The sequence below is a fragment of the Streptomyces sp. NPDC006368 genome (assembly GCF_040612535.1).
Classification (GTDB): domain Bacteria; phylum Actinomycetota; class Actinomycetes; order Streptomycetales; family Streptomycetaceae; genus Streptomyces.
In genome coordinates, this window is sequence record NZ_JBEXQK010000010.1 from 139,197 (window position 1) to 156,502 (window position 17,306).

Here is a 17,306-nt window from a genome sequence, read left to right on the forward strand (position 1 = left end):
CGTCCGGGCAGAGCAAACAGAGCTGGTGGAACGGGTGCGAACAGCTGTGCGGCAGAACGCTGGAAGAGTGGCAGCCGTAAAGGGTCGCTGTCAGGACCGCGTCAACAAGTTGGCCGGAAATCGTCCGTTGCCCGAAGAGCCATGTTCGTTAAGCGGACGTTTCGCGGGGCAACGCCGCCACGTCGCCCGGTGTTCGCCGATCCCCGGGCCGGAGGGGAGCCAGGTCGCGACCCGCACCCACCGTGCGTGAACGGCGTGTTGAGCGGCCGGCGGCCTGCGTTTCTCCCCGGCACCCGGCACTGTGGCTCGTTCCCGGCCGTCCGTTGTCCGCCGCCGCGTCAGTCGTTCGGTCGTGGCTCCGCCGCGTGTCGGAGGGTGCGATGTCTTAATGGTCCTGAATGTCGAGACCGTTGAAAGGCAGGGACCACAGGTGCGGATCTTTTCCCGACCCGAGGGATGTCACCCGACCACCACGAGCGGGCACCGGCGGCGCCGGTGGCTCGTCGCCGCCGCGCTGACCTCCGCGCTGGCGGCCCCGGCCGCCCCGGCGCACGCCGCGGCCGACCCCGGCTGGGTGCCCGTCCCCGACCTGACGATGGCCCGCACGGGCCACGGCACGACGACGGCGCCCTGCCCCGACGACGTCGAGGGCCTCGGGGAGGGCGCCTGTGTGTACGTCGTCGGCGGCCACCCCCTCGAAGCGGCGCTGTCGGCCCACGCGTACAGCCCGAAGACGAAGAAGTGGGCCAAGCTGCCGTCGATGACCGTGGGCCGCTCCGGCCTGGCGGCCGTCACCGCGCCGTGCCCGCAGGACGTCGAGGCGCTGCGCGGCACGTGCGTGTACGCCGTCGGCGGCACCAACGGCGGCGGCTCCCTGACCACCGTCGAGGCCTACAGCCCGGCCACCAACACCTGGGCGAACGTGCCCTCGATGCCCACCGCCCGCGCCTTCCTCGGCGCCGCCGCCGCGCCGTGTCCCCAGGGCGTCCAGGAGCTGCGCGGCATGTGCGTGTACACCGTCGCCGGCGCCGCGCGCACCGCCGCCTCCGGCACGGGCACCGGCACGGAGCCCGGCTCAGGCGCGGGCCACGGCACCGGCACCGGCACGGGCACCGGCTCCGGCACCGGCACCGGCACGGGCACGGAGCCCGGCTCAGGCACCGGCACGGAGCCCGGCTCAGGCACCGGCACGGGCTCCGGCTCAGGCCCGGGCACCGGTTCCGGGAGCGCGGTCAAGACGCTCGCCGCCGTCGAGGCCTACAGCCCGGCCACCAACACCTGGGCGACGCTGACCGCGCTCCCCACGGCGCGCCGCAGCCTGGGCGTGACGTCCGCGTCCTGCCCCCGCGCGGTGGTGTCGCACGCGCCGTCCTGCGTGTACGCGATCGGCGGTAACGACACCGCCGAACCCGTGAACACCGTCGAGGTCTTCGACCCCGAGTCCCGCACCTGGGTGAAGCTCCCCTCGGCCCCCACCGCCCGCCGCGGCATGGGCGTCACCTCCGCCCCCTGCCCGGACGCCACCGCGCTCCTCGGCACCACCTGCGTGTACGGCATCGGCGGCTCGCCCACCACCCAGACCACGGGCGTCACGACCACCGAGGTGTTCGCCCCCCGCACCAACACCTGGTCCGCCGTCCCGGCGCTTCCCCAGGCACGCTTCGGCCTCACCGCCACCGCGGCCCCCTGCTCCGCCGACCTCTCCCGCACCTGCCTGTACGCCCCCGGCGGCATGGTCGACGCCACCCCGACCACCCACGTGACGGCCTTCGACGTCACCACGCCCGGCTTCACCGGAAAGGCGCTCGTCCCGCGGCGCTGAGGTGGACGCGCCACCGCCGCCGCCGCAGTCGCCGAGCCGGCGCACTGCGGCGCCGCGCGGCTCCCTCCCGGCGCGGCTGCTCGACGAAGGGGCGTCCACCCTCCCGGCGGGACGCGACCACGCGAGCGGCGCCCCCTGACCCCGGAAGCCGTACCGGTGAGCGGCCCGGTGGCCGGTCGCGCTCCCCGGCTGCCGGGACGTTTTGACGCGGAAGCCCCAGGGGGCGTGGTGCGCGGGCGGCCCGGCACGCCGTCCGTGGACGCCTCACCCCACCACGCTGTCGCGCCACGCCCGGTGCAGGCCGGCGAAGTGGCCGTCAGCGGCGATGAGTTCGGACGGCGGGCCGTCCTCCACGACGCGGCCCGCCGCCATCACCAGGACGCGGTCCGCGATCGAAACGGTGGAGAGGCGGTGGGCGATGACCACCGCCGTCCGGCCGTGCAGCACCGTGTCCATGGCGCGCTGCACCGCCCGCTCGCCGGGGATGTCCAGCGAGCTCGTCGCCTCGTCGAGGATCAGCACCGCCGGGTCGGCCAGCAGGGCGCGGGCGAAGGACACCAGTTGGCGCTGGCCCGCCGAGATCCGGCCGCCCCGTTTGCGTACGTCGGTGTCGTACCCGTCCGGGAGGGCGGCGATGAAGTCGTGGGCGCCGATCGCCTTCGCGGCGTGCTCGATCTCCTCGCGGGTCGCGTCCGGGCGGCCGATGGCGATGTTCTCCGCGACCGTCCCGGAGAACAGGAACGCCTCCTGCGTCACCATCACCACCCCGCGCCGCAGCTCCGGCACCGCCAGGTCGCGCAGGTCGACGCCGTCGAGCAGGACCCGCCCCTCGGTCGGGTCGTAGAAGCGGGCCAGCAGCTTGGCCAGCGTCGACTTGCCCGCGCCCGTGGCACCGACCACGGCGACGGTCTGCCCCGCCGGAATCGTCAGCGAGAAGCGCGGCAGCACCTCGCCACCCGTGCGGTACGCGAACCCGACGCCGTCGAAGACGACCTCCCGGCCGGGCGACCCCGGGCGGGACGGCGGCAGGGCGCGGGGCGCAGTCGGCTCCGGAACGCCCGGCGTCTGCGCCAGCAGCCCGGCGATCTTCTCCAGCGACGCGGCGGCCGACTGGTAGGAGTTCAGGAACATCGCGAGCCGGTCGATCGGGTCGTACAGCCTCCGCATGTAGAGGACGGCCGCCGCCAGCGCACCGAGCGCCAGCGTGCCGCCCGCGACCCGGTACGCGCCCCACAGGACCATGCCCGCGACCGCCGTGTTCGCCACCAGACGGGAGCCGACGACATAGCGGGCCATCTCCAGGATCGCGTCGCCGTTGCGGCGCTCGTGGCGGTGGTTGAGCACCCGGAAGCGCTCGTCGTTCACGCGCTCACGGCGGAACGCCCGTACCGGCCGGATGCCGTTCATCGTCTCCGCGAACGTCACGATCACCGCCGAGATCGCGGTGGACCGCGCGCTGAACGCTACCGCCGCGCGCCGCCGGTACAGCCGTACCAGCAGGAGCAGCGGGACGAACGACGCCACCGCCACCGCGCCGATGCCCACGTCCAGCCAGAGCAGCATCACGGAGATGCAGACGAAGGACAGGACGACGCCGATCAGTTCCTGCAAGCCCTCGCCGAGCAGCTCGCGCAGCGCCTCGACGTCGGTCGTGGAGCGGGAGATCAGCCGGCCCGACGTGTACCGGTCGTGGAAGTCCACGCTCAGCGCCTGGGCGTGGCGGAAGATCCGGCCGCGCAGGTCCAGCAGGACGTCCTGGTTCACGCGCGCGGCGGCGCGGACGAAGGCGTACTGGAGGAGCGCGGCACCCGCCGCGCACCCCCCGTACCCGGCGGCGACGGCGATCAGCGGCCCGTACTCACCGCGCCGCAGCGCCGGTACGCCGCCGTCGATGGCGTACGCGACGAGCAGCGGGCCCGCCTGCACCGCCGCCTGCTGGAGCACCAGGAGCAGGCCGGCGAGGCCCACACGGACGCGGCGCGGCCCGAGCAGGGACCGCAGCAGCGCCCCGGTGGCCCCTCGCCCGGTGGGCAGGGCGTCCCGGTCGAAGGGATCGTCACCGCCCGTCCCGCCGCCGCCCGTCCCGCCGCCGCCCGTCCCGCCGCCCGGGTCGACGGGCGCCCCCCGGCCAGCCCGCCGGTCGTCGTCCGGGCCGGATGCCGTGTCCGCCGTCGTGTCCGTCACCCCGCTCACCCCGCACCGCCCTTCGTGCCGCCCGTCCCGGTCCCCGACATCAGCCACGCGTACTCCGCGTTCTCCCGCAGCAGCTCCTGGTGGGTGCCCACCGCCGCGATACGGCCACCGGAGAGCAGGGCCACCCGGTCCGCGAGCAGCACCGTGGAAGGGCGGTGCGCCACCACCAGGGCCGTCGTGTCCCGCAGCACCTCCCGCAGAGCGGCCTCCACCAGCGCCTCGGTGTGGACGTCCAGCGCCGACAGCGGGTCGTCCAGGACCAGGAAGCGCGGGCGGCCCACCACCGCACGGGCCAGGGCGAGCCGCTGGCGCTGACCGCCCGACAGGCTCAGGCCCTGCTCGCCCACCCGCGTCGCCGCGCCGTGCGGCAGCCGGCCCACGAAGTCCGCGTGCGCCACCTCCAGCGCGCGCCGCATCCCGTCCTCGCCCGCGCCCGCCGGGCCGGCGCCCATCAGCACGTTCTCGCCGGCGCTCGCGGAGAACAGCGTGGGCTCCTCGAAGGCCACCGACACCAGCTCCCGCAGCCGCTCCCGGGGCAGGTCCGCCACATCGACACCGTCCAGCAGGATCCGGCCGCCCGTCACCTCGTGCAGCCGCGGCACCAGGGCCGTCAGCGTCGTCTTGCCGGAGCCGGTGGCACCCACCAGCGCCATCGTCTCGCCCGGGCGGACCCACAGATCGACCCCGGCCAGCACGGGCGGGGCATCCGGCGGCGCGTCCGGGTAGCGGAAGGTGACGCTCTCGAAGCGCAGCCCGCCGGGTGACGACGAGGCGGGCGACGTACCGCCCGCGTCCTCCTCGGCCTCGTCCATCACCTCGAAGTACCGCTCCGTCGCCGTCGCCGCCTCCTGACTCAGCGCCAGCAGGAAACCGATCGACTCCACCGGCCACCGCAGCGCCAGCGCCGTCGACAGGAACGCCACCAGCGTGCCCGCCGTCAGCTCACCGTCCGCCACCCGCACACTGCCCAGCACCAGCGCCGCGCCGATCGCCAGCTCCGGTACGAAGGTGATCACCGCCCAGATGCCGGCCAGCAGCCGCGCCTTGCCCAGCTCCGTGGTGCGCAGCCGCTCCGCCAGTGCGCGGAACGCCCGCGCCTGGCTGCGGTGCCGCCCGAAGCCCTTGATGACGCGGATGCCCAGCACGCTCTCCTCGACGACCGTCGTCAGATCACCCACCTGGTCCTGCGCGCGCCGCGCCACCACCGAGTACCGCGTCTCGAACAGCGCGCAGACCACGATCAGCGGTACGACCGGCACCAGCAGCACCAGCCCCAGGAACCCGTCCTGCGCCAGCAGAACCGCGCACCCCACCAGCACTGTCACCCCGTTGACGAACAGGAACGTCAGCGGGAACGCCATGAACATCCGCAGCAGCGCCAGATCCGTCGTGGCCCGCGACAGCAACTGCCCCGACGCCCACCGGTCGTGGAACGCCACCGGAAGCCGCTGCACATGCCGGTACAGGTCGGCGCGCATGGCCGCCTCCACCCCCGCCAGCGGGCGCGCCACCAGCCACCGCCGCAGCCCGAACAGCAGCGCCTCCGCCACCCCGAGCAGCAGGACCACCAGCGCCCCGAGCCACACCCCGTCCGGATCGCGGCCGGTCACCGGGCCGTCCACGATCCACTTGAGCACCAGGGGGATGACCAGGCCAAGACACGACGCGACGACGGCGACGAACGCCGCCGCGAACAGCCGCGCCCGTACCGGCCGGACGTACGGCCACAGGCGCGTCAGCGAACGGATGCTTGAGCGGTCATTCATCAGCTCCGAGCCTACGGTTCACCCCTGACACCGCTCACGTCCTTTTCGGCCGACCGGCTCTCCCCCTCACTCCCGCACCCGGAACAGCAGCACCGTCCTGCCCGGTACGGGCACCGCCTCACCACCCGGGTGGACCGTGCCCGGCGCGTCCGTCTGGTCCTCCCGTGAGGTGTCGACCACCAGTTCGTACGAGCCCGCCCACGGCGGCCCCGGCAGGACGAAGTCCAGTGGTCCGGCGGCGGCGTGCAGGATCGCCAGGAAGCTGTCGTCCGTGATCGGCTCACCCCGCGCGTCCCGCCCCGGGATGTCCCGGCCGGACAGGTACAGGCCGATCGTCGCCGCCGGCGCGTACCAGTCGGCCTCCGTCATCTCCTCCCCGCGCGCGGTGAACCAGGCCAGGTCGCGCAGCCCGTCCGCGGCCTGCGGGCGGCCCGAGAAGAACGCCCGGCGCCGCAGCACCGGGTGGGCGTGGCGCAGCGTCAGCAGCCGGGACGTCAGCTCCAGCAGCCCGCGCGGGCCGGGGCGCTCCAGGAGGGACCAGTCGACCCAGCCGATCTCGTTGTCCTGGCAGTAGGCGTTGTTGTTGCCGCCCTGGGTGCGGCCCATCTCGTCGCCCGACACCAGCATCGGCACGCCCGTGGAGAGCAGGAGCGTGGTGAGCAGGTTGCGCACCTGCCGCCGGCGCAGCGCGTTGATGTCCGGGTCGTCGGTCTCGCCCTCGGCGCCGCAGTTCCAGGACCGGTTGTCGTTCGTGCCGTCCCGGTTGCCCTCGCCGTTGGCCTCGTTGTGCTTGCGCTCGTAACTGACGAGGTCGCGGAGCGTGAAGCCGTCGTGGGCGGTGATGAAGTTGATGGAGGCGTACGGCCGCCGCCCGCTCCACGCGTACAGGTCGCTGGAGCCCGACAGCCGGTACCCGAGGTCCCGTACGTCGGGCAGCGCGCCGCGCCAGAAGTCCCGCACGGCGTCCCGGTAGCGGTCGTTCCACTCCGTCCACAGCGGCGGGAAGGCCCCCACCTGGTAGCCGCCGTTGCCGACGTCCCACGGCTCGGCGATCAGTTTCACGCGCCGCAGCACCGGGTCCTGGGCGATGACCGCGAGGAACGGCGACAGCATGTCGACGTCGTGCATGGAGCGGGCCAGCGCCGCCGCCAGGTCGAACCGGAAGCCGTCGACGCCCATCTCGGTGACCCAGTACCGCAGCGAGTCGGTGATCAGGCGCAGTACGTGCGGCTGGACGACGTGCAGGGTGTTGCCGCAGCCCGTGTAGTCGGCGTACCGGCGGGCGTCGGAGGCCAGCCGGTAGTAGCCGCGGTTGTCGATGCCGCGCAGCGACAGCATCGGCCCCAGCTCGTTCGCCTCGGCGGTGTGGTTGTAGACGACGTCGAGGATGACCTCGATGCCCGCGGCGTGCAGCGCCTGCACCATCCGCTTGAACTCGCCGACCTGCTGCCCCGCCGTGCCCGTGGCGGCGTACGCGGCGTGCGGCGCGAAGTAGCCGATGGAGTTGTAGCCCCAGTAATTCTTCAGCCCCCGCCGCAGCAGATGGTCCTCGTGCGCGAACTGGTGCACCGGCAGCAGCTCGACCGCCGTCACCCCGAGCCGTACGAGGTGCTCGATCGCCGCCGGGTGCGCGAGCCCCGCGTACGTGCCGCGCAGCTCCTCCGGGATGCCCGGGTGGCGCTTGGTGAAGCCGCGTACGTGCACCTCGTAGATGACCGAGTCCGCCCACGGCGTCTTGGGCCGCCGGTCGTCCGCCCACTCGTCGTCGGGCGCGTCGTCGTGCACGACGACGCCCTTGGGCACGTACGGGGCGGAGTCCCGGTCGTCGCGCACGGTGTCCGCGACGTGCTGCTCCGGCCAGTCCCGTACGTGCCCGTACACCTCGGCCGGCAGGGAGAACTCGCCGTCCACCGCCCGGGCGTACGGGTCGAGCAGCAGCTTCGCCGGGTTCCAGCGGGCACCCGTCCAGGGGTCCCACCGGCCGTGCACCCGGTAGCCGTACCGCTGCCCGGGCCGCGCGCCCGGCACGAAACCGTGCCAGATCTCGTGCGTCAGCTCGGTCAGCGGCACCCTGCTCTCCGTGCCGTCCGCGTCGAAGAGGCACAGTTCCACCGCCTCCGCGCCGCCCGCCCACAGGGCGAAGTTCGTCCCGGCCACCCCGTCCGGCCCGACCCGGAACCGCGCGCCCAGGGGCGTCGGCGCCCCCGGCCACACCGGCGGGCCGGGCGCCGCCCTGGGGCGCGCGTTCAGTCCGCGTACGACATCTCGCAGCGGGCCCTGCGCGCTCTGCGCACGCCGCACTGCCCCCTGCTCCGCTGCGCTCGACACCTGCCGGCCTCCCGCGGCTCGTCCCCCTGCCGGCCCACGCCGCACGCGAGCCGCGGCGTCCCGGCCGCGGCTCGCACACGTGGTCCTCCACCTGTTCTTCCCTCCGGGCCGGGCTCCCAACATGACCCGCACCGACGTTTCCCCTGGAGGGGGGCGCTCGTTGGGCGGAGCGTGAAACACGTACTGAGACGGGCAGGGCTCGGCACGGCCGCGGCCGTGACATGGGCAGGACTGATGGCGGGCCTGGTGGCGGGGCTGGCCGGCTGCACCCCGGAGGGCGGCATCGGGGGCATCGGGGTCGGTGACAAGGGCGGGGCGCCCGGTGACACCATCCGGGTGACGCCCGAGGACGGGGCGAAGGGCGTGGCGCCGGACGGCCGGCTGGAGGTACGGGTGCCGAGCGGCCGGCTGGAGCGGGTCAAGGTGAGGAAGATCGAGGACGACCGGCCGGCCGAGATGCCCGGGAGCATCTCCGAGGACGGCCTGCGCTGGCGCCCGGCTTCCGGTACGCGGCTGGCGCTGGCCGCCAAGTACAGCGTGGACGCCGTCGCCCTCGACGGGCACGGCCGCCGCTCGGCGCGCCACTCCACCTTCACCACCGCGGTCCCGGAACACCGCTTCATCGGCTATTTCAAGCCGGAGCACCGCTCCGTCGTGGGCACCGGCATGATCGTCTCGTTCGACTTCAACCGGCCCATCGAGAACCGGGCGGCCGTCGAGCGGGCCATCCGTGTCACCTCCCGGCCGCCGGTCGAGGTCGTGGGCCACTGGTTCGGCAAGGACCGCCTCGACTTCCGGCCGCGGGCGTACTGGAAACCGGGCACCCGGGTCACCGTCGACCTGAGGCTGCGCGATGTCGAGGCGGCGCCGGGCGTGTACGGCATCCAGCGCAAGAAGGTGGACTTCACCATCGGCCGCTCCCAGGTCTCCGTGGTGGACGCCGAGGAGCACACCATGGAGGTACGGCGCGACGGCGAGCTCGTCACCACGCTGCCCATCACGGCGGGGGCGCCCAAGACCACCACGTACAACGGGAAGATGGTGGTCACCGAGCTGTTCGACGTGACCCGGATGAACGGCGCCACGGTCGGCTTCACGGACGAGGAGACCGGGAAGGGCGAGTACGACATCAAGGACGTGCCGCACGCGATGCGGCTGACCGACTCCGGGACCTTCCTGCACGGCAACTACTGGGCGCCCCCGGAGACGTTCGGGTCGGCCAACGTCAGCCACGGGTGCGTGGGGCTGCGCGATGTGAAGGGCGGCAGCCCGGACTCCCCGGCCGGCTGGTTCTTCGACCGCACCCTGATCGGCGACGTGGTCGAAGTGGTCAACTCCCGCGACCGCGAGGTCGCCGCCCACAACGGCCTGGGTGGCTGGAACATGGACTGGGCCCGGTGGAAGGCCGGTTCCGCCCTGTCCTGAACTCCTCGCCACGCCCCCGCCGCTCACGGCCCCCCCGCATGCTCCGCTCACGTCCTGGACAAGTTGGGACTGAACGGTGACATTCGTGGGCACTCGGTACCGCCTGCGATGTGATTATCTAACGCGGTGCGTGCGAGTGGAGCGCGCGGGGGTGCGGGTCCTGGCAGCGCCGGGGCCGGTGCGAGGGGAGAACACGATCGTGAACGGGCAGCCGATATCGGGGGCATCGGCCGGGGCGGGCGGTGCGCGGCGCGGTCGCGGCACCGGCAAGGGCCTGCCGGCCCTGGTGCTGGGCGCTTTGCTGGTGCTGGTGACGGCGTGCGGGGGCTCCGGCCCCGGCAGCGGCGGCAAGGGCGGGGACGGGAAGAAGGACGGCGGCGCGGTGGAGAACGCGGCCTCGCAGGCCGTCGTCACCATCACGCCCGAGGACGGCGCCGACGCCGTCGCCACCAGCGGTGCGCTGAAGGTCACCGCCGTCAAGGGCAAACTGACCACGGTCACCGTCACCGACACCAAGGGCAAGCAGGTCGAGGGCAGGGCGGCGGCGGGCGGCACGAGCTGGGAGCCGGTACGGCACCTGGCCTCGGGCACCAAGTACAAGGTGCACGCGGTCGCCAAGGACGCGGAGGGCCGCGAGTCCGCGAAGGACACCACCTTCACCACCCTCGTACCGAAGAACACCTTCATCGGCCACTACACGCCGGAGGACGGCTCGACCGTCGGCGTCGGCATGCCGGTCTCCATCAACTTCACCCGGGGCATCACCAACCCGGAGGCCGTCGAGGCCGCCATCAAGGTGACCGCCGAGCCGTCCGTGCCGATCGAGGGCCACTGGTTCGGCAACGACCGCCTCGACTTCCGGCCGGAGAAGTACTGGGCCGCGGGCACCAAGGTGACCGTGCGACTGGACCTGGACGGCGTCGAGGGCCGCCCGGGCGTGTACGGCAAGCAGGCCAAGACGGTGAAGTTCACCATCGGCCGCAGCCAGGTCTCCACGGTCGACGCGAGCGAGAAGACCATGAAGGTCGTACGCGACGGGAAGCTCATCAAGACCATCCCGATCACCGCGGGCGCGCCGTCCACGACGACGTACAACGGCCAGATGGTCATCAGCGAGAAGTACAAGGTGACCCGCATGAACGGCGCCACGGTCGGCTTCGGCGGTGAGTACGACATCAAGGACGTCCCGCACGCGATGCGCCTGTCGACCTCGGGCACCTTCGTCCACGGCAACTACTGGGCGTCCAGCGGGACGTTCGGCTCGGCCAACGTCAGCCACGGGTGCGTGGGCCTGCGGGACGTACGGGGCGCCTGGGACGGCGGTACGCCCGCGGCCTGGTTCTACGACAATTCGCTCATCGGCGACGTGGTCATCGTGAAGAACTCCAAGGACAAGACCATCAAGCCGGACAACGGCCTGAACGGCTGGAACATGCCGTGGTCGGAGTGGGTCGCGTAACCACCGCCACTCAGCGGGGCCCGTGCTGTGACCAACAGCATGGGCCCCGCCGTCGTTAACGGCGGCTAACCTGCCCCGTATGACAGTCACTCTCGAAGTCTCCGAAGGCGTCGGCACCATCCGTCTGGACCGCCCGCCGATGAACGCGCTGGACATCGCGACCCAGGACCGGCTGCGCGAGCTCGCCGAGGAGGCGAGCCGCCGCGACGACGTGCGCGCGGTGGTGCTGTACGGCGGCGAGAAGGTGTTCGCGGCCGGGGCGGACATCAAGGAGATGCAGGCGATGGACCACGCGGCCATGGTGCTGCGCTCCAAGGCCCTCCAGGACTCGTTCACCGCCGTCGCCCGTGTCCCCAAGCCCGTCGTCGCCGCCGTCACGGGGTACGCGCTGGGCGGCGGTTGCGAGCTGGCGCTGTGCGCCGACTTCCGCGTCGCGGGCGACAACGCCAGGCTGGGCCAGCCCGAGATCCTGCTCGGCCTCATCCCCGGCGCGGGCGGTACGCAGCGCCTGGCGCGGCTGGTCGGCCCGTCCAAGGCCAAGGACCTGATCTTCACGGGCCGTCATGTGAAGGCCGACGAGGCGCTGGCGATCGGACTCGTCGACCGGGTCGTGCCGGCGGCCGAGGTGTACGAGCAGGCGCACGCCTGGGCCGCGAAGCTGGCCCAGGGGCCGGCGCTGGCGCTGCGCGCCGCCAAGGAGTCCGTCGACGCGGGCCTGGAGACGGACATCGACACGGGCCTGACCGTCGAACGCAACTGGTTCGCCGGGCTGTTCGCCACCGAGGACCGTGAGCGCGGAATGCGCAGCTTCGTGGAGGAAGGCCCCGGTAAGGCCAAGTTCCTCTGAGGGATGGCGCGTTGGAAACCCGACCGCTGGGCTGTCAGCCTTGTGGGTGGTTTGGCGCGGACCGAAGGGGGCTGGGGTCCGACGGCCGCAGCCCCGGACGGTCCACCGGTGTGATCCGGGTCACCGCAGGTCACCCGTGCGATCCGGGGTGTTTCCTGCCGGAGTCATATGTCGGAGGGGCCCCGCGAGAGGTTCGGACCGGCGCACGATTCCCGGGGAACCGCCCCCGCGCCGGCCGCCGGGCGGCCATGATGGTGGGCATGGCGGGGCTGGAAGGTGTGGATCAACCGCGGCGGCGCGGCAGCGCTGTCGCCGCGCGGTGGGTGCAGGTCGCGGATGACGAACAGGCGCTCGACATGCTCGAGCTGTTCGGCAACCCGGCGGAGGACGAGGTGCGGCTGCCGTCCCGTCCGCAGTCCGCCGCGACGGCCCGCCGGCTGACCCAGTGCGTCGTCCTGCGCCAGTGGGCCCTCGGCCCGCAGATCGCCGAGCACGCGGTCCTGCTCGTCTCCGAGCTCGTCGGCAACGCCGTCCGGCACACCGGGGCCCGGGTCTTCGGGCTGCGGCTGCTGCGGCGCCGCGGCATGATCCGGGTCGAGGTCCGCGACCCGTCCCGGGGCCTGCCGTGCCTCTTGCCGGTGCGGGAGATGGACACCAGCGGGCGGGGGCTCTTCCTCGTCGACAAGCTCTCGGACCGGTGGGGCGTCGACCTCCAGCCGCGCGGCAAGACCACCTGGTTCGAGATGCGCGTCGCGGACCGCTGACACGGCCGGCCGCCCGGGCGGCCCGGGCGGGTCCGGCGACAGGAAAGCCCCCTTCGTGCCGTGGTGCGGCGCCGTGGGGGCTTCCATGGGGGCGCCGTGGACGGGGTGGGGTGTGTCCACGGCGCGCATGCGACCTCGCCCGGGTCAATGGGGGTCGTGGCACCGACTATGGCAGACGGGGGGCGTTGCCGCCAAAAGGCCCTACCGGAGTAATGATGGTCAAATCGGGCTATAGTGAAACTGAATCGCAGGTGAGATGGGCCACGCGCCTCGTAAAGCATGAATAACTATGGGCTTGGGTGATTGATTCATCGGCGGTGTGGGGAATGCGCGGGTGGCGCAATCGTTATGCGGTGCCCCCGGCGCGCCATACATGTCCCGTGACCCTCTCGAAGCGATCGAAGAGCCTCCTCGTGGTGGCCGCCGCCCTCGCCGCCCTGGTGGGCTGTGACGGCGTCGGTGGGGGCCGCACCGAGGCGCGGTCCTCGAAGGCGGCGGTGCCCGCCGCCGTCCCGAAGAAGGCCGCGCCGGCCGGGCTTCCCGGTATGCCGCCCGTCCTCGACCCCAAGGACGTCTACGCGGCCGACCGCCCCGGCCGGCTCTCCCCGGTCGTCAAGGGCTTCCCGTCCCGGGTGTACGTCCCCAACACGGCCTCCAACACGGTCTCGGTCATCGACCCGAAGACGTACAAGGTCATCGAGACCATCAAGGTGGGCGTCCAGCCGCAGCACGTCGTCCCGTCCTGGGACCTGAAGACCCTGTGGGTCAACAACAACCGGGGCCACACGCTCACCCCCATCGACCCGGCCACCGGCGTCGCGGGCAAGCCGGTCGAGGTCCACGACCCGTACAACCTCTACTTCACACCCAACGGCAAGCACGCCGTCGTCATGGCGTCCCTCGACCGCGAGCTCGTCTTCCGCGACCCGCACACCATGGAGCCCGTCCACACCGAGCCGGTCTCCTGCTACGGCGTCAACCACGCCGACTTCTCCGCCGACGGCCGCTACTTCATCGTCTCGTGCGAGTTCTCCGGCGAACTCCTCAAGGTGGACACCGAGAAGATGAAGGTGATCGGCCAGCAGAAACTGCCGTTCCGGGGCGCCATGCCGCAGGACGTGAAGCTCTCCCCGGACGGCACGACCTTCTACATCGCCGACATGATGGCCCACGGCATGTGGGTGCTGGACGGCGACAGCTTCGCCACCCCGAGGCTCCTGCCCACCGGCAAGGGCTGCCACGGCCTGTACGTCTCCCGGGACTCCAAGGAGATGTACATCTCCAACCGCGGCGAGGGCTCCGTCTCCGTCTACGACTTCGCGCGCCGCGCGCTCACGAAGAAGTGGCACCTCCCGGACGGCGGCTCCCCCGACATGGGCGGGGTCTCCGCCGACGGCAAGGTGCTGTGGCTGTCCGGGCGGTACGACGGCGAGGTGTACGCGATCGACACCACGACCGGCAAACAGCTCGCCCGCATTCCGGTCGGCGGCGGCCCGCACGGGCTCGCCGTCTACCCGCAGCCCGGCCGCTACTCACTGGGCCACACCGGCGTCTTCCGCTGAGCCGCGCGACGACGGGACACGCCGCCGATCGGGTGACGGTGCGGGGTCCGGCGCAGCCCGGCCGCGATCGTGTGGGCCATGATCACTTCCCGTCCGCGGCGGCGTGCCGCCGCGCTCGCCGTGTCCGTCGCCGCCCTCCTCGTCCCCGCCGCGTCCACCGAGGCGGCCCCGGCCGCCGGGGCCCCCGCCGCCGCTCCCGCCTTCGCCCCGAAGGCCGCGGCGAGCTGCCCCGTCGTCGAGGACCGGCTGTACCCGGCGGCCGACCGCCGGGTACAGCCGGACCGGATCACCCCCGCCCCCGCGTGGCGGAAGGACTGCAAGCAGCTCTACCGCGCCGACAACCGCCCGCCGGCGGTCGTCTTCGAGGAGGGCTTCCACCCCAGGGCGCCGCTGGACGGCCAGTACGACATCGAGAAGTACGTTCTGGTCAACCAGCCCTCGCCGTACGTCTCGACGACGTACGACCACGACCTCTACAAGAAGTGGAAGAGCGGCTTCAACTACTACGTCGACGCCCCGAAGGGCGTGGACGTCAACAGGACCATCGGTGACACGCACAAGTACGCCGACCAGGAGGAGGTCGCCTTCCCCGGCGGCATCGCCCGCAAGCACATCGTGGGCGTCTGCCCCGTCGACAAGGTGAAGAAGATCGAGATCATGACGGAGTGCGAGGACAACCCGCACTACGAGCCCTGGCGCGGCTGACCCCCCGCCCGCCCCGGCCCGCCCGGTCGGTCACCCGGCCGTGAACAGCGCCTCCGAGCCGACCGGGCGGTAGCCCGCCGCCTGGAAGGTACGGACGCTGCGGGCGTTGCCCGGGGACTGCTGGGCCCAGGCACCGCGTCCGGCACCAGGTGCCGGGCCGCGACGGCGAGGGCCCGGCCCGATCCCCCCCCCGCGCCTCCTCGTCCACCTCGATCGCGGCCTCCCAGCGGCCCGCGGCGCCCCGGCCGAGGATCACCACACCGCCGTCGGCCGCCCGGACCCGTACGTCGTCACGGAAGCTCAGGGCGCGTGCCACGCGGGAGTGGCCCGGGTCCACGATCTCGCGCAGGCCGAGTTCCGGGGCACCGGGCAGGGCCGGGGCGACCGTCAGCAGGCCGATGGTGTTTCTATGGCGGCCCGCACGGGCCGACACCGCCGCCAGGGAAGCCGGATTCATGGCGGCGGTGTCGGCGCGTCGCTCGGCGTGGCCGCGAGTTCCCGCCGGATCGAGTCCCGGTCCTCGTCCGTGAAGACCACCGGGTGCGCGGTGAAGGCCGGCACACCGGCGTCCCGTTCGTTCGGCTGCGGGACCACCCTGACCGAGCCGTCGGCCGGCGGGAACCCCCCGTGCCGCCGCCGGCAGGATCTCGGCCACCACGCCGCTGATGCCCCCATGCTCCCCCACGGCCCCCGGGCCGGGCGCGCCGACCGTGCCGATAATCTGACCGCCGTCAGTTATGCACCAAGAAGGGGTGGACCTGTGGCGGACATCGAGTCGGCGCGCAAGGCATTCGAGCGGTTCGACGTGAACGGGGACGGGCTGATCTCGGCCGCCGAGTACAAGCGCGTCATGGCGGAGCTCGGTGACTTCCACGTCACCGAGACCGTCGCCCAGGCCGTCATCAACTCCCAGGACGGCAACGGCGACGGCCTGCTCACCTTCGACGAGTTCTGGGCGCACCTCAGCAAGGCGTGACCGTACCCACGGAAAACGGCGCCGCCCGGCGGTACGGGCGGCGCCGTACGCGTACGCGCGTACGCGGCGGGCGGCTCAGCACTCGATGATGTTCACCGCGAGCCCGCCGCGCGCGGTCTCCTTGTACTTCACCGACATGTCCGCGCCGGTCTCCTTCATGGTCTTGATGACCTTGTCCAGGGAGACCTTGTGGCTGCCGTCGCCGCGCATCGCCATCCGGGCCGCCGTGACGGCCTTGACGGCCGCCATGCCGTTGCGCTCGATGCACGGGATCTGGACCAGGCCGCCGACCGGGTCGCAGGTCAGGCCCAGGTTGTGCTCCATGCCGATCTCGGCGGCGTTCTCCACCTGCTCCGGGCTGCCGCCCAGCACCTCGGCGAGCGCGCCGGCCGCCATCGAGCAGGCGGAGCCGACCTCGCCCTGGCAGCCGACCTCGGCGCCGGAGATGGAGGCGTTCTCCTTGAAGAGCATGCCGATCGCGCCGGCGGCCAGCAGGAAGCGGACCACACCGTCCTCGTCCGCGCCGGGAACGAAGTTCATGTAGTAGTGCAGGACCGCCGGGATGATGCCCGCGGCGCCGTTCGTCGGGGCGGTGACGACCCGGCCGCCCGCGGCGTTCTCCTCGTTCACGGCCATGGCGTACAGCGTGATCCACTCCATGGAGAGGGCCTGCGCGTCCCCCTCGGAGCGCAGCTTGCGCGCGGTGTTCGCGGCGCGGCGGCGGACCTTCAGGCCGCCGGGCAGGATGCCCTCGCGGGACATGCCGCGGTCCACGCACGCCCGCATCACGCGCCAGATCTCCAGCAGACCCTCGCGGATCTCCTCCTCGGTGCGCCAGGCCTTCTCGTTCTCCAGCATCATCGCGGAGATCGACAGGCCGGTCTCCTTCGCCAGGCGCAGCAACTCGTCACCGGTGCGGAAGGGGTACTTCAGCACGGTGTCGTCCAGCTTGATGCGGTCCTCGCCGACCGCGTCCTCGTCCACGACGAAACCGCCGCCGACCGAGTAGTACGTCTTCTCCAGCAGGGCCGCGCCCGCGGCGTCGTACGCCCACAGGGTCATGCCGTTGGCGTGGTACGGCAGCGCCTTGCGGCGGTGCAGGACCAGGTCCTCGTCGAAGTCGAAGCCGATCTCGTGCGCGCCCAGCAGGTTGATGCGCCGGTCCGCCTTGATCCGCTCGACCTGCTCGTCGGCGGTCTCGACGTCGACCGTGCGGGGCGAGTTGCCCTCCAGGCCGAGGAGGACGGCCTTGGGGGTGCCGTGGCCGTGGCCGGTGGCGCCCAGCGAGCCGTAGAGCTCGGCCCGTATCGAGGCGGTGTGGGCCAGCAGACCCTCGTTCTTCAGCCGGCGGGCGAACATCCCGGCCGCCCGCATCGGGCCGACCGTGTGGGAGCTGGACGGGCCGATGCCGATCGAGAACAGGTCGAAGACCGAGATGGCCACGGGGGACTCCTTGAGG

Annotated in this window: 12 protein-coding genes and 1 pseudogene; 8 read left to right on the plus strand and 5 right to left on the minus strand. The window is 72.6% G+C overall.

The genetic code is table 11. From position 1 onward, the window contains the following. Nucleotides 1-430 precede the first annotated feature (430 nt). Entirely contained in the window at nucleotides 431-1,822 is a 1,392-nt protein-coding gene (locus tag ABZZ38_RS11275) for a kelch repeat-containing protein (RefSeq protein WP_356738143.1), read from the plus strand. 264 nt (nucleotides 1,823-2,086) lie between these two features. On the opposite strand, the gene ABZZ38_RS11280 is transcribed toward ABZZ38_RS11275, so the two are convergent. From ABZZ38_RS11280 to glgX, 3 genes are all read right to left on the minus strand, one after another. Next, nucleotides 2,087-4,006: an ABC transporter ATP-binding protein gene (locus tag ABZZ38_RS11280; protein WP_356738198.1), complete on the minus strand. Its 1,920-nt coding sequence runs from the start codon at nucleotides 4,004-4,006 to the stop codon at nucleotides 2,087-2,089. A 5-nt stretch (nucleotides 4,007-4,011) separates the two neighbouring features. Next, nucleotides 4,012-5,781, minus strand: a complete 1,770-nt coding sequence (locus ABZZ38_RS11285) for an ABC transporter ATP-binding protein (RefSeq protein ID WP_356738145.1) — start codon at nucleotides 5,779-5,781, stop codon at nucleotides 4,012-4,014. Nucleotides 5,782-5,847: 66 nt separating this feature from the next. Then, nucleotides 5,848-8,109 (minus strand): glycogen debranching protein GlgX, encoded by a 2,262-nt coding sequence (glgX, locus tag ABZZ38_RS11290; RefSeq protein WP_356738147.1) that lies wholly within the window; start codon nucleotides 8,107-8,109, stop codon nucleotides 5,848-5,850. Nucleotides 8,110-8,280: 171 nt separating this feature from the next. On the opposite strand from glgX, the gene ABZZ38_RS11295 reads away from it, so the two are divergent. The 6 genes from ABZZ38_RS11295 to ABZZ38_RS11320 all read left to right on the plus strand — a co-directional run bounded on the left by ABZZ38_RS11295 (nucleotide 8,281) and on the right by ABZZ38_RS11320 (nucleotide 14,871). Then, nucleotides 8,281-9,534: an Ig-like domain-containing protein gene (locus tag ABZZ38_RS11295; RefSeq protein ID WP_356738149.1), complete on the plus strand. Its 1,254-nt coding sequence runs from the start codon at nucleotides 8,281-8,283 to the stop codon at nucleotides 9,532-9,534. A 199-nt stretch (nucleotides 9,535-9,733) separates the two neighbouring features. Next, the gene (locus ABZZ38_RS11300) at nucleotides 9,734-10,993 is read left to right on the plus strand and encodes an Ig-like domain-containing protein (RefSeq protein WP_356738151.1); all 1,260 of its coding nucleotides are present in this window, start codon (nucleotides 9,734-9,736) and stop codon (nucleotides 10,991-10,993) included. Between the two features lie 79 nt (nucleotides 10,994-11,072). Next, complete coding sequence (locus ABZZ38_RS11305) at nucleotides 11,073-11,840, plus strand: enoyl-CoA hydratase-related protein (RefSeq protein WP_356738152.1); 768 nt, start codon at nucleotides 11,073-11,075, stop codon at nucleotides 11,838-11,840. A gap of 248 nt (nucleotides 11,841-12,088) precedes the next feature. Next, nucleotides 12,089-12,604, plus strand: coding sequence for an ATP-binding protein (locus tag ABZZ38_RS11310; RefSeq protein ID WP_356738154.1), 516 nt, complete (start codon nucleotides 12,089-12,091; stop codon nucleotides 12,602-12,604). Between the two features lie 326 nt (nucleotides 12,605-12,930). Then, on the plus strand, nucleotides 12,931-14,166 hold the full coding sequence (locus tag ABZZ38_RS11315) for a PQQ-binding-like beta-propeller repeat protein (protein WP_356738200.1): 1,236 nt from the start codon (nucleotides 12,931-12,933) through the stop codon (nucleotides 14,164-14,166). Between the two features lie 78 nt (nucleotides 14,167-14,244). After that, complete coding sequence (locus tag ABZZ38_RS11320; RefSeq protein ID WP_356738156.1) at nucleotides 14,245-14,871, plus strand: ADP-ribosyltransferase; 627 nt, start codon at nucleotides 14,245-14,247, stop codon at nucleotides 14,869-14,871. A 30-nt stretch (nucleotides 14,872-14,901) separates the two neighbouring features. Here the strand turns inward: ABZZ38_RS11320 and ABZZ38_RS11325 are convergent. Next, a pseudogene (locus ABZZ38_RS11325) lies at nucleotides 14,902-15,538 on the minus strand (GNAT family N-acetyltransferase). A gap of 93 nt (nucleotides 15,539-15,631) precedes the next feature. On the opposite strand from ABZZ38_RS11325, the gene ABZZ38_RS11330 reads away from it, so the two are divergent. Next, the gene (locus ABZZ38_RS11330; RefSeq protein WP_356738158.1) at nucleotides 15,632-15,847 is read left to right on the plus strand and encodes an EF-hand domain-containing protein; all 216 of its coding nucleotides are present in this window, start codon (nucleotides 15,632-15,634) and stop codon (nucleotides 15,845-15,847) included. A gap of 75 nt (nucleotides 15,848-15,922) precedes the next feature. Here ABZZ38_RS11330 and ABZZ38_RS11335 read toward each other — a convergent pair whose 3' ends face one another. Beyond that, entirely contained in the window at nucleotides 15,923-17,290 is a 1,368-nt protein-coding gene (locus tag ABZZ38_RS11335; RefSeq protein WP_356738160.1) for an L-serine ammonia-lyase, read from the minus strand. Nucleotides 17,291-17,306 lie beyond the last annotated feature (16 nt).